At 35.9% G+C, this 12,556-nt stretch carries 12 protein-coding genes; 9 read left to right on the forward strand and 3 right to left on the reverse strand.

Annotated features, from left to right (window positions below; genetic code table 11):
- Positions 1-37 precede the first annotated feature (37 nt).
- From rsfS to RHP76_RS16510, 9 genes are all read left to right on the forward strand, one after another.
- A complete protein-coding gene (rsfS, locus tag RHP76_RS16470; RefSeq protein WP_047097448.1) occupies positions 38-403 on the forward strand; it encodes a ribosome silencing factor in 366 nt (121 codons plus the stop codon).
- A 21-nt stretch (positions 404-424) separates the two neighbouring features.
- Positions 425-2,446, forward strand: a complete 2,022-nt coding sequence (gene ftsH, locus RHP76_RS16475) for an ATP-dependent zinc metalloprotease FtsH (RefSeq protein ID WP_280213287.1) — start codon at positions 425-427, stop codon at positions 2,444-2,446.
- Between the two features lie 135 nt (positions 2,447-2,581).
- A complete protein-coding gene (locus RHP76_RS16480; RefSeq protein ID WP_034691583.1) occupies positions 2,582-3,163 on the forward strand; it encodes an LUD domain-containing protein in 582 nt (193 codons plus the stop codon).
- A gap of 24 nt (positions 3,164-3,187) precedes the next feature.
- Positions 3,188-4,060: a phosphatidate cytidylyltransferase gene (locus RHP76_RS16485; RefSeq protein WP_062673285.1), complete on the forward strand. Its 873-nt coding sequence runs from the start codon at positions 3,188-3,190 to the stop codon at positions 4,058-4,060.
- A gap of 4 nt (positions 4,061-4,064) precedes the next feature.
- Complete coding sequence (locus RHP76_RS16490) at positions 4,065-4,721, forward strand: phosphatidylserine decarboxylase family protein (protein WP_062673286.1); 657 nt, start codon at positions 4,065-4,067, stop codon at positions 4,719-4,721.
- Between the two features lie 388 nt (positions 4,722-5,109).
- The gene (locus tag RHP76_RS16495; protein WP_062673288.1) at positions 5,110-6,102 is read left to right on the forward strand and encodes a helix-turn-helix transcriptional regulator; all 993 of its coding nucleotides are present in this window, start codon (positions 5,110-5,112) and stop codon (positions 6,100-6,102) included.
- A gap of 97 nt (positions 6,103-6,199) precedes the next feature.
- Positions 6,200-6,613 carry a transposase gene (locus RHP76_RS16500; protein WP_311228608.1) on the forward strand — a complete coding sequence of 138 codons (414 nt, stop codon included), beginning with the start codon at positions 6,200-6,202 and terminating at the stop codon, positions 6,611-6,613.
- A gap of 1 nt (position 6,614) precedes the next feature.
- Complete coding sequence (locus RHP76_RS16505; RefSeq protein WP_120232492.1) at positions 6,615-6,935, forward strand: helix-turn-helix domain-containing protein; 321 nt, start codon at positions 6,615-6,617, stop codon at positions 6,933-6,935.
- A gap of 293 nt (positions 6,936-7,228) precedes the next feature.
- Positions 7,229-9,031, forward strand: coding sequence for a phage tail-like protein (locus tag RHP76_RS16510; RefSeq protein ID WP_120232493.1), 1,803 nt, complete (start codon positions 7,229-7,231; stop codon positions 9,029-9,031).
- Positions 9,032-9,080: 49 nt separating this feature from the next.
- Here RHP76_RS16510 and RHP76_RS16515 read toward each other — a convergent pair whose 3' ends face one another.
- The 3 genes from RHP76_RS16515 to RHP76_RS16525 all read right to left on the reverse strand — a co-directional run bounded on the left by RHP76_RS16515 (position 9,081) and on the right by RHP76_RS16525 (position 12,441).
- Positions 9,081-9,428: a DUF1801 domain-containing protein gene (locus RHP76_RS16515; RefSeq protein ID WP_120232494.1), complete on the reverse strand. Its 348-nt coding sequence runs from the start codon at positions 9,426-9,428 to the stop codon at positions 9,081-9,083.
- An 18-nt stretch (positions 9,429-9,446) separates the two neighbouring features.
- Positions 9,447-11,285 (reverse strand): ABC transporter ATP-binding protein, encoded by a 1,839-nt coding sequence (locus tag RHP76_RS16520; RefSeq protein WP_120232495.1) that lies wholly within the window; start codon positions 11,283-11,285, stop codon positions 9,447-9,449.
- A 235-nt stretch (positions 11,286-11,520) separates the two neighbouring features.
- Positions 11,521-12,441, reverse strand: a complete 921-nt coding sequence (locus RHP76_RS16525; RefSeq protein WP_276833004.1) for a M28 family peptidase — start codon at positions 12,439-12,441, stop codon at positions 11,521-11,523.
- Positions 12,442-12,556: the final 115 nt, after the last annotated feature.

A 12,556-nucleotide genomic window follows, 5' to 3' on the forward strand; every position in this document is an offset into this window, starting at 1 on the left:
AAAAAACAATAAATTTGCAGATTATAGTATTTTTTTAATGAATAAAACAGCAGAAAAACAAGCGTTAATAGATAAAATCGTTGAAGCTATCCAGGATGTAAAAGGAGAAGACATTATGATCTTCGATCTTTCAAACATCGAAAACTCCGTAGCAGAAACGTTCGTGATATGTAGTGGAAACTCAAATACACAGGTAGCTGCATTGGCAGGAAGTGTAGAGAAGAAAGTAAGAAACGAACTGCAGGACAGACCTTGGCACGTAGAAGGTACTGAGAATGCGATGTGGGTATTGGTAGATTACGTTTCAGTGGTGGTTCATATATTCCAGAAACAGGTACGTGAGTACTACGATATAGAAGAGCTTTGGGGTGACGCAGTCATTACCAGAATTGAAAATGAATAATAAAAATTTTAAAAAGTCTAAATGAATAATAAAGGATTCAACTGGTTCTTTCCTATTGCAATCGTAGCTCTTTTGCTATTCTTTGGCTCCAACTTCCTTGGAGGTGATGCAGCAAAATCTATTGATGAAGATGGTTTCTTTAGAGAAATGCAGGCAGGCAAAGTCCAGAATATAATTATATACAAAGACATAGAGAAAGCTGATGTTTTCCTAACAAAAGAAGCAAAATCGGCAATGGTTTCCAAAGCCGGAAAAGAAAACAACCCTCTTTCTGCCTTCGAAATGGCTCCAAAAGCAGATTTTTCTGTGAAATACGGAGATCTTCAACTTTTCCTTCAGAAATTTGAACAGGTCAAAGCCAGCAATCCGGTTATTAAAACAACCAAAGATTACGGTACAGGGAAGAGCGCATTAATGGATATCTTAATCCCTGCGCTGGTTTGGATTTCAATTTTAGGATTATTCTACTTCCTTCTTTTCAGAAAGATGGGCGGTGGCGGAGGTCCTGGTGGACAAATTTTCTCTATCGGAAAATCTAAAGCGAAGCTTTTCGACGAAAAAGAAAGAATTCAGGTAACATTCAAGGATGTTGCAGGATTGGAAGGTGCTAAAGAAGAAGTTCAGGAAGTAGTAGACTTCTTGAAAAACTCCGAGAAATATACAAAGCTGGGAGGTAAAATTCCTAAAGGAGTTCTTTTAGTAGGGCCTCCGGGAACTGGTAAAACCCTATTGGCGAAAGCTGTTGCAGGGGAAGCTAAAGTTCCGTTTTTCTCACTTTCAGGTTCCGATTTCGTTGAAATGTTTGTGGGAGTAGGAGCTTCCAGAGTAAGAGACCTTTTTGCTCAGGCAAAAGCAAAATCTCCGGCCATTATTTTCATTGATGAGATTGATGCTATCGGACGTGCCAGAGGGAAAAATAATTTCTCCGGCGGAAACGACGAAAGAGAAAATACCTTGAACCAGCTTCTTACTGAAATGGATGGTTTCGGAACAGACACTAACGTTATCGTAATGGCAGCAACCAACAGAGCGGATATCCTTGATAAAGCTTTGATGAGAGCCGGGCGTTTTGACCGATCTATCTATGTAGACCTTCCGGAGCTTCATGAAAGAAGACAGATCTTTGATGTTCACTTGAAAAAGATCAAACTTGATGATAATGTAGACAGAGAATTTCTTGCAAAACAGACTCCAGGATTCAGTGGAGCGGATATTGCCAACGTTTGTAACGAAGCGGCGCTTATCGCAGCAAGAAATAACCATACTTCCGTAACAAAACAGGATTTTCTTGATGCTGTAGACAGAATCATCGGTGGTCTTGAAAAGAAAAATAAAGCAATCAAACCTTCTGAAAAAAGAAGAGTGGCTTACCACGAAGCAGGTCACGCTACGATATCATGGTTGGTAGAACACGCATCTCCACTTTTAAAGGTGACGATCGTTCCTAGAGGACGTTCACTGGGAGCAGCATGGTACCTTCCTGAAGAAAGACAGCTTACCACGACTGAACAGATGTTGGATGAAATGTGTGCAACATTAGGAGGTAGAGCAGCAGAGCAGGTTATTTTCAATAATATTTCTACAGGAGCACTTTCTGACCTGGAAACAGTAACGAAGAGAGCTCAGGCTATGGTAACGATCTACGGATTAAGCCCGAATATCGGTAATATTTCTTACTATGACAGTTCAGGCCAGTCTGAGTATAATTTCGGAAAACCATATTCTGAAGAAACAGCTACTAAGATTGATGCAGAGATCAAATCCATCATCGAAAACCAATACGAGAGAGCAGTAAGAATTCTTGCTGATAATAAAGACAAGCTTGATGCTTTAGCCAGCAAACTGTTGGAAAAAGAAGTGATCTTCCGTGAAGACTTAGAAGAAATATTCGGAAAAAGAGCATGGGATCCTGAATTGACAGAGAAACCTGTAACCAATACTATTCCTGAAAAAGAGCAGCCGGTAGTAGTGGAAACACCTCAGATCAAAGAAAAAGAAGAAGAAAGCGAAATACAGGCTCCAGAAAGCCCAACACAGCTTTAAGACTCTTAAAAAATAGAATTCATAAAAACCTGACGACTTCAAGTTGTCAGGTTTTTTCATATTTAAGGAGATATTTTGGATACTATTGTAATTAATTTTCTATTTTTGTATAAAGTTGACTAAAAATAGATTAAGTTGAATTTATTCAAGAGGATTGTAAGCAAACTTACCAACCAGCCTGAAGAAGAGGACAAACAGAGCCTGGAGAAGCTTGGGGATTCGCTGAAAAATGCGGATCTTGACTATAAGTTTGCGCAATTATTTACGCATTCAGGGGGATTTTTTAATTATTGTGCAGATGAAGCGGAGGCTCTACAAACTTTAAATCAAATTATCAAAATAGAAGGGATACATAATCTTTTTTGTTGGGATAAAGAACTTCAGAATTTTTTGAACGTTGTGAAGTCTTCGTATACTTCAGAATTACAGCCGTCTAATGACGCCGCATTCATCACCTGTGAATATCTGATTGCTTATGACGGCAGAATCATGCTTTCACATAATAATATTCTTCACTATCATTCTTCAAGGCTTCCCGATAGAATTATCATTATTGCCAATGTTTCTCAGATTGTAAACAACCTGAATGACGCTATGGGGAAAATAAAAAGAAACGGAAATATCAAGAACCTTACTTCCATAAGCGGAAGCCAATCGAAAATGGACAGTTCTTCCAATTCCAATACAAAACTGTTTTTATTGCTGCTTGAAGATTAAGCAACCACTTCTAAATTTTAAATTTTGGACAAAAATCTCATTCAAAGAACCCTGTCAGGTATCGTTTATGTAGCTATCATTATTCTTTGTTCTACTCCGCTGGGAGCACAGCTGCTGAACAATATTGCACCTGGTCTTATCAAGCAACAGTATCTCTATCATGGATTAATGAGTTTGCTGCTGGTTGTAGGAACCTGGGAGTGTGTCAAAATCATGAAGTTTGGAAACGGTTATGAAAAATGGGTGGTATATCCATTAGTCATTTTTATATTCTATATGTTCTCCAAAAGATATTTTAATCACGATTTCTTTTTTGATTTCAGGCTTAGTGAAATACTGGCACTGGTACTTATTGGGATTGCTGTGGTTACATTATTCAAATATCCCAACGAACTCTACTTCGACAGCGGAAAACTTATTTTTACCGTAATCTACGTAGCCCTGCCCTTCAGTTTTGCATTGGGGTTACCCAAATTCTCCAGTTATAGTGACAGTTTCTCTCTGGAGGTTCTGTTCCTGTTTATTCTGATCTGGAGCAGCGATACCTTTGCGTATCTGGTAGGAAAATTCTTCGGTAAACATAAAATGGCCCCTAAAATATCCCCTAAAAAAACTTGGGAAGGATATGCCGGAGGTGTTGTTTTAACATTGGTTTTATCCTACTTTATTGAACACTATCAGCCTGAGCTGAGAGGCAACTGGATGGTTGTAGGATTTTTGATTGCTGCCTTTGCTCCTTTAGGAGATCTGGTGGAGAGTCAATTGAAGAGAAACTTCGGTGTAAAGGACAGTGGAAACATCATTCCCGGGCATGGAGGAGTTTTAGACAGACTGGATAGTTTTATTATCTGCGTTCCTGTCGTATATTTGTACTTTATTTTAGAAAAATTTATTTAGTCTCATGAAATTACATAGAGAATCAAAAGGAACGATTACCGTTGCAACCCTGCTTTTTATTATTCTGGGTGCTTTAGCAATTTATTTCCTTGAAATATGGTCACTGGTGATCATTATGCCTTTGTTGGTTATTTACGGTTTAGTTTTCTGGTTCTTCAGAGTTCCGGATCGTAATATTCTTGATCACAAAGAAAATGTTATTGCTCCGGTTGACGGAAAAGTGGTAATGATCAAAGAAGTTGAAGAGGATGAATTTATAAAAGGAAAAGCCATCCAGGTTTCTATTTTTATGTCTCCACTCAATGTTCATATCTGCAGATACCCGGTGTCAGGAGAAGTGATTTACAAAAAATATCACCCGGGAAAATATCTGGTAGCATGGCATGAAAAGTCTTCTACAGAAAACGAAAGAACTACGGTAGCTATTCAGACGATGACTAATCATAAAGTAGTCTTCAGACAGATTGCCGGATATGTTGCGAGAAGAATCGTTTTCTACTGTAATGAAGGGGATAAAGCAAAGGCCGGGCATGAATTCGGATTTATTAAATTCGGTTCCAGAATGGATGTATTCCTGCCTTTAGACACAGAGATTATCTGTAAGATCGGAGATATTACAAAAGGAGGTGAGGATGTTATCGCCAAACTGAAAGAAAATTAAAATTATTACAATATAAATATATAAGAGGGCCATTGGGTCCTCTTTTTCATTTGATGGGTACTACTGATAGGTGAGTTTAGCTACTCAAGAGTAGTATTGCGTATTGATATATAGGTTTTCTTTTTTAGATAACAATAATTTTGCCGGCTTAAAAATAAGACACATTAATTAGGTAAGTTGATAACTGTTAATGTTTTTGTCATATGATTTTGCTTAGTTTCAATATTTCAATATTGGAATTTTAGTAAATTGTATAAAGAAAATCACTTAATTTTTTTAACATGAAATTATTAAAAGACACTTTGTATTTTATTTGATTAAGAATATAGAGGATTTTTTTTCTAGCTTTGTTCGAATCCCTATTTGTTCTTTATAAAACAACAATAAGATGATTTATAATTTTTTATTTAAAATGCTTAATGGCGAGTCAGACAAAATGGAAGCTAATGCTGACCGTAATTATCTGAATATTATTAACAGGTATCTGTTTTCATTGTTTTTCATATTCTTGTTTTATTCTGTTTTTATCATTGCTTTTTTTGGAGACATGCTGATTTCAATATTCCTTACTTCTATTACTTTTTTTTGGCTGCTTCTGATGGCTATAAAAGGTAAAACAAGAAGATTTAAAAAGATTTTGAAGCCTTTTATTATCCTTGTTTTTGTTTTACTGACTTTTATAGTAAGTTTTTTTTATATTTATACCTATAAGAGTGGCGGTGTAGAATATTTCTATTTTTGCCTCTTATTTGCAGTTCCATTTTTTCTCAATTATAAGAAGGATCCGTTTTGTATCATTTTTATTACTCTCATTATCAGCATTAACTTTATTGCATGCCTTTACTATGATTTTAATTTTCTTCCCAGAAGTAGATTTTTAGAAAAAGATGATTTTAAAACCTTAAAATTGTTAAATATCTTGTTTTCTATCGCCTATTTTTTCATGGATATTGTTTTTATCACTCAGAAAGATGCATTGATTCATGGACTGATTTCCGATAAAAAAGAAAAAGACTCTACCATTAAGGATCTTGTAAAAACGAATACAGAACTGATGAAGCATCAGATGCTCATCAATCATCTTTCAGAAGAAAATGTCCAGGAGATTTTAAGCCTGGCAGAAAATAATTCACCAATGTTCTTTGAAAAATTTCAGGTGTTTTTTCCTCATTTTATTCCTGAAATTTTAAGAATAAATCCTAATCTCATCCATTCTGAACTCTATTTCTGTGCATTGATGAAGCTGGATTTTGATACAAAGAAAATTGCACAGTGTACCAAAAACAGTATTCGGGCTGTGGAAAGTAAAAAGTACAGAATCCGGAAAAAATTAAATATTTCCTCGGAGATTAATATCAATAGCTTTCTTATAAAAATTTAAACAGAATTCTGATTTTTATTACTCGTACGTAGTGTTGAGTAGCTTCCGATGGTGTTTTTTGATTTTCTTATCAATATTTTTACTTAAAAGCATTGTGATGAATATTAAGAACATTCATATTGGAAACCTTATCCAGGCTAAAGTAGAAGAGTGTCAGATTTCAATAGAAAGAATTTCCAGGTTTTTAAACAGGCCGGAAGACGAAGTAGAGAGGATGTATCATGCCAAAAGTATGGATACCGATGTTCTTCTGAAATGGTGTAAGCTTTTAAAATTCGATTTTTTTAGGTTCTATACAGGACATCTGATTTTATACTCGCCAGGTTCAAGAGTTGATAATACATTCCGGCATAAAGGAGAAACCATGGTTTTCAGAAAGAGTATCTATACACAGGAAGTGAAGGATTTTGTGCTGGAAAGAATAAATACAGGAAAAATGACGGCCAATGATGTGGTTGAAAGGTATAAAATACCCAGAACCACTTTATTTAAATGGATGAAAAAGATATAATATGATACCAGATTATAAGCAGATTTATACCGACATTCTTGAAGAAAAATTTCCAGAGAAATTACTGGATGCGGCTATAAAACTTAAGCTGGAAACATTGCAATCAGCTTTTGATATTCTGAAATTTAACCAGCTGATTTTTGGAGAGGCTGAATATACGGTTAGCCTTAATAATCAGAAGCTTCGGTCTTATGATCAGGAATCTATTCTTAGGATTCTCACTTACCAAAAAAGAAATGGACTGACTAATCTTCAGGTGAGTCATCATTTTAAGATAAGCCGAAATACAATTGCCAGATGGAAAACCATTTTTAAATTATAAAAAGTATTGTATTCTGTTTAATCTAATTGTTTTATTTTTTTTCTATTACATTAGAAAGAATTGATTTTATGCTGTTTTGAATTTGTTTTTAAATTTATGGTTGAGTTTTTTATAACTCAACTTTTTTATTTGTATTGAATGTGATGATAAGTTATTGGCATTTGTGAGTTTTACTACGCGTGAGTAGTATTGCGTAGCGGGAATTAATTTGTAATCGTCTGTGCTTGATAATTTTGTGGAAGTTAAATGTTCAGGTTAAAATTTTAATTATCAAACAACTATAACTTATTACAATGATGGAAACAAAATTTACAATGCCTTCAATCAAAGCCTTGTTCATCGCAATGCTCTTTGTTTTTGGAAAATCTTTTTCTCAAACCAATAATGGTGCAGTAGGGATTAATACTACAACCCCGAACGCTAATTCCGTTTTGGATGTTGTTTCAGGAAATAATAATAAAGGAGTCCTTATTCCTCGTTTAACTGAAGCACAGCGAAATGCAATTGTAATCAATCAATCCAATGATGATGGTCTGACGATTTACAACACCACAGAAGACTGTTTCAATTACTGGAGCCGTGCGGATAACGAATGGAAAAGTGTCTGCGGACAGATGGGAAAAGCTGTTTTTACCATAGATTGCTCCACGTCCAAAGCCATGGGTAGCTATGTAAAAGGAAAAGAGCTTACCAACTCAAATTATCTAAGCATTGCCGTGAATGTAACCAAACCGGGTAATTATACCATTTCAGGAACTACCACAAACGGATACAATTTTTATGGAACAGGTGTATTTTTAAATGCCGGAACACAAACCATACAGATTCCGGGACAGGGAACTCCCCAGAATATTCAGACGGATAATGTAGTTCTTGAAGCCAACGGAACTGAAGTAACTTGTACTCCAGCTATTTCTATTACGGTGCTAAGTCCTGCAGGTACATATACCATGAGCTGTGGTACTGCAACAGTAAATGGAGTATACAAAGTGGGGACAGCCCTAACAGCTTCGAATACAATTACCTTACCTGTGAATGTTTCAGCGTTGGGAAGTTACACGATTACTACCAATACCGTTGACGGAATTTCCTTCAGTGGTTCAGGTACATTTACGTCTACAGGAAATCAGAATATTACGTTAGGAGGAACGGGAACCCCAACTTCTACATCAGTGAAGACAATTACTATTACTTCTGACAGTCAAGGGGGAGTATCTACAACATGTTCTGTAAATGTAGTGGTTGTAATTCCTAAAAAAACAGTTCTCCATATCGGATTAGAAACAGCGTACGGTTATAGCGCCTATACCGGTCCCTCAAGAAGTCTGATGGATTCTCCCACAAATTTTGGTACTGCTGCTTCCAGTATTGTTAAATATGAAGGTTTTACCCATACTTCTTTGGGAAATTCCCCTTCATCAACTGCCCTTCAGACAGCGCTTAACAATAAGCCGGATATTGTTGTCATTGGCTACAACTATACACCTAATGCTACAGATGCAGGTTATATTGCTTCTTATCTTAATAAAAGAGGAGTTGTCATTGCGATGACGGATGATACGGGCACAGCACAGAATCTATTCAGAGGAATATTCTCTGATCCTACCATTTCAGCATCTTATGGAGGCGGTGCTGGATCTGTGTATGCTCTTACCAATAATGATGATCCTATCCTTAACGGGCCTTTTGGAGATGTAAGAGGGAAAAACTGGGGTGAAGATGCTTCTACCACAGTAAATATTTCAGGCCTGACAAGTGGATTTGTTCCATACAGTTATGCGCAGCCTATCAACAGCACAACTGCCAGAACAGGAATTTCAGGATTAAGAAATACAAGTTTAAACTTTGTATGGTTTGGGGATGGCGGCTTTCTAAGTAATGAAAATGCCAATGGAAATCAATATCCGAGTAATACAATAGAACCTTTTGTAGCACCAAGTACAGGAGGATATTTCCCAGTTCAGAAGTCTTCTTATGGCTATGCTGGAAACGGATATACAACTGGAGGAATGCAGGTTCAGAATTCAATCCTTTTTGCCAATATGATTGCCTGGGCAATAAAGCAGGCGGAATTTAACGGAATAAACACACAATGATAAAAGGTTTTTAAAGATGACTCCGGCACGATTATTCGTGCCGGAGTTTTTATTTTATATGTCTTTTAACTTCCTGTACAAGTTTTAATATGAATTCTACGGGAATATCGTCTTCCGTATCAATAAGAAGGATTTTAAACTTCTTTCTGCCGTCCTGGATCAGTTCTGGATAATCAAGTCTATCACCATGATAAAAGCTCAGGTAGTGCTTTTTGTATTTTTTGCTGTAGTAGAAATAGCACAGCATTTTCTTTTTGTATTTGATAAACGGAAGACCGAAACTAAATGTTTCTGTAATGTTTTCCGGATCTGAAGCTAAGATCGTGTCACGTAAAAATAAAAGAGTACTTCTTTCAGGCTCTTCGATTCTGTAGAAATACTCTTGTATAGGGTTCATTTTAATTCAATTAAAAGATTAGTCGAAGTTTTGAAGTTCAACAAGTTTGTGATACATTCCTCTTTTTGCAATCAGGTCGTGGTGGGTTCCTTGTTCCACGATATCACCTTTTTCCATCACTACAATCCAATCTGCTTTCTGAATGGTGGAAAGACGGTGGGCAATGACTAAAGAAGTTCTGTTTTCCATCATTTTCTCCAGAGCATCCTGTACGAATCTTTCAGATTCCGTATCCAGTGCAGAGGTAGCTTCATCCAGAATCATGATAGGTGGGTTTTTCAATACTGCTCTGGCAATAGAAACCCTTTGTTTCTGACCACCGGAAAGTTTACCTCCGTCATCCCCGATATTGGAATCATATCCTTCAGGAAGTGTGTTGATAAATGCATCAGCATTGGCAATTTTAGCGGCTGCAATCACTTCTTCTCTGGTGGCATCAGGTTTACCCATAAGAATATTATTGTAAACCGAATCATTGAATAATACAGATTCCTGGGTTACCATTCCCAATAGCTTACGGTATTCTTGTAGCTTTAAATGTTTGATATCTGTTCCGTCAATCAGAATTTCTCCTTCCGAAACATCATAAAATCTTGCTAAAAGATTAGCAATAGTTGTTTTACCACTTCCACTTTGCCCAACAAGAGCAACAGTTTTTCCTTTTGGAATAGAAAGGGAGAAGTTTTTAAGAATCGTATGATCTTTATCGTAATAAAAACCAATATTATTAAATTCGATAGAATGCTTTAATGTTGAGATAGAAACAGGATTGGGTACTTCGTCAATTTTCACATCAGCATCAAGAATAGCTAAAACTCTTTCAAGAGAAGCTTCACCCTTCTGAACATTCGAAATAGATTGAGATAAACTTTTCACAGGAGGTAAAATCTGGAAGAAAATACCCAGGAAAACCAAAAAATCTGCAGGTGAAATACTTTGTTCTACAATGATTTGCTTTCCACCGTACCAGGCGATAATCAAGAACGTCACCGATCCTAAAAATTCGCTCATAGGAGAGGCCAGTTCTTTTTTTCTTCCTAAATTTATGGAGCTGTTGATCCATTTCTGCATAGACTGCATAAAACGGTTGTCCATTATTTTTTCTGCGCTGAAAATCTTAATTACCTTTGTAGATTTTAGTGTTTCATCTACGATTGAGAAAATATTCCCCATCTCATTTTGAGCCTGATGAGAATCTTTTTTCAGACTTTTTCCTATTAAAGCAATCATGGTTCCCATGACAGGCAATACTAAAAGAGAAAAAAGCGTCATCTCTGTACTTAAAAAGAAAAGCGTTACCAGTGTACTGATCAGCATGAAAGGTGCATTGATTAATTCAACTAAACTTCCTAAAATATTCCCTTCAACTTCACCCACATCATTGGACATACGAGACATCAGATCTCCCTTTCTGCTTTCTGTAAAAAAGGAAACAGGTAAAGCAAGAATCTTTCTGTACATTGCTCCACGAAGGTCTTTAGTAACCCCTACACGGTAATTGATCAATAAAAATGAACCTAAATATCTGAAAAGGTTTCTCAGTAAAAACATAAACGCTGTTACCACACAAAGCCACGCCAAAACGTTAAGTGCTCCATACTGGGTTACTAAACTCTGAACATAGTAATTGGCATATTCTTTTGCGTAGGAGAAAAAATCTAAAATTTCTCCCGAATACACAGGTGGATGGCTGTATTTTTTAGCCTCAATGGTTCCGAAAAGCATTCCCAAAACAGGTAGAATAGTCCCTAAGGAAGCAATCTGAAATACAGAATACATAAGATTGAAAAACAAACTTCCGTAGATGTATTTTTGGTGGGGTCTTGCGAACTTTAGTATTTTAATATATTGGTTCATTCAATGAAAAAATTGGATAGCAAAATTACGTAAAATTAAAAGATAAGACGTTCTTAATCCTGTTTTACTTTACTGGATAAGTTTCAAAAAGTGTCTTTTTGTTACAACTCAGCACTATTAAGCATTATTTTTTTGCGTAAATAAGCCTGAACTTGGCTTAAGAACAGGAGATCGTAAGGTCTTGCTGTATAATAAAAAAAACTGCTGAAAGAGCAGTTTTTTATAATGATTTTACTTAAAATTTCACTTGATCATTGTACTTCGGAGCAAAATTTTTAGGACTCAGTTTGTCAAGTGTTTTTGCCAAATTATTGATGATCTGAGTCATATTATCAAAATCTACAACGTTGATGTCATCATTTTCATGGTGATAATGAGACGCTTTGGTCATATCAACAGTAGAAAATGAATGGGCAATGATTTTCTTTTTGACAAAGCTTACGTTGTCTGAACGGTAGAATAGCTGCTGTTTTGCATAGGGATCAGCATTGATTTTTAATCCGTTTACTGCATTCTGATTGAAAAGCTCATCAAGATCTGAGAATCCGTCACCTGTCATATATAATGCATTTTTTCCCCATTGAGATTCTGTAGCAACCATTTCAAAATTGAAAAGAGCAGTCATTTTATTATAAATGTGATCCAGATTTTTATCTGTTGAAATCGCTCTTGAACCCAGCATTCCTTTTTCTTCTCCATTGAATGCCATGAACACCATAGAGAATTCCGGTTTTTTATTTTTAAAATAATCAGCAATACCTACCAGAGTAGTGATTCCACTGGCGTCATCATCTGCTCCGTTATAAATATTGTCTCCGCTTTTATCACTGGTTCCGATATGATCAAAATGCCCTGAAAAACCCAGATACTGATCTGACTTTCCTTTTTTGATTCCGCAAACATTGTATACAGTCTTTCCATTGTAGTCAAAAGGCACCAGATACGATTTTCCGGTACAGTATTCCAGATTATTTTCTTTGAAAAGTTTCGCGATATAATTAGCTGCATTTTCATTTTCCTGAGTTCCGATTTCACGGCCTTTCATTTCATCTGAAGCGAGAGTGGAAAGAACTGTTTTTACTCTTTCTTTGGAAACTTCCTGTGCAAAGGAAAATATTGAGAATAGGGATAAAGTAAGATACGTTAGCTTTTTCATTGTCTTTTGTTAAAATTATATGATATGTCGTGTTTTTAATCAAAAAGTTGCAATGAATTTACATAAATTAATTTAAGAATGGATAACAAAAAAAACAGCTCCTAAAAAGAAGCTG

Source organism: Chryseobacterium sp. SG20098 (genome assembly GCF_031844745.1).
In the GTDB taxonomy this organism is placed as follows: domain Bacteria; phylum Bacteroidota; class Bacteroidia; order Flavobacteriales; family Weeksellaceae; genus Chryseobacterium; species Chryseobacterium cucumeris.

Excerpts from the sequence above, each read along its gene's own strand:
- RHP76_RS16495 (WP_062673288.1), top strand. The coding sequence starts at position 5,110 with ATGATTTATAATTTTTTATTTAAAATGCTTAATGGCGAGTCAGACAAA.
- RHP76_RS16500 (WP_311228608.1), top strand. The coding sequence starts at position 6,200 with ATGAATATTAAGAACATTCATATTGGAAACCTTATCCAGGCTAAAGTA.
- RHP76_RS16510 (WP_120232493.1), top strand. The coding sequence starts at position 7,229 with ATGATGGAAACAAAATTTACAATGCCTTCAATCAAAGCCTTGTTCATC.
- RHP76_RS16505 (WP_120232492.1), top strand. The coding sequence starts at position 6,615 with ATGATACCAGATTATAAGCAGATTTATACCGACATTCTTGAAGAAAAA.
- RHP76_RS16525 (WP_276833004.1), bottom strand. The coding sequence starts at position 12,441 with ATGAAAAAGCTAACGTATCTTACTTTATCCCTATTCTCAATATTTTCC.
- RHP76_RS16490 (WP_062673286.1), top strand. The coding sequence starts at position 4,065 with ATGAAATTACATAGAGAATCAAAAGGAACGATTACCGTTGCAACCCTG.
- RHP76_RS16515 (WP_120232494.1), bottom strand. The coding sequence starts at position 9,428 with ATGAACCCTATACAAGAGTATTTCTACAGAATCGAAGAGCCTGAAAGA.
- rsfS (WP_047097448.1), top strand. The coding sequence starts at position 38 with ATGAATAAAACAGCAGAAAAACAAGCGTTAATAGATAAAATCGTTGAA.
- RHP76_RS16520 (WP_120232495.1), bottom strand. The coding sequence starts at position 11,285 with ATGAACCAATATATTAAAATACTAAAGTTCGCAAGACCCCACCAAAAA.
- ftsH (WP_280213287.1), top strand. The coding sequence starts at position 425 with ATGAATAATAAAGGATTCAACTGGTTCTTTCCTATTGCAATCGTAGCT.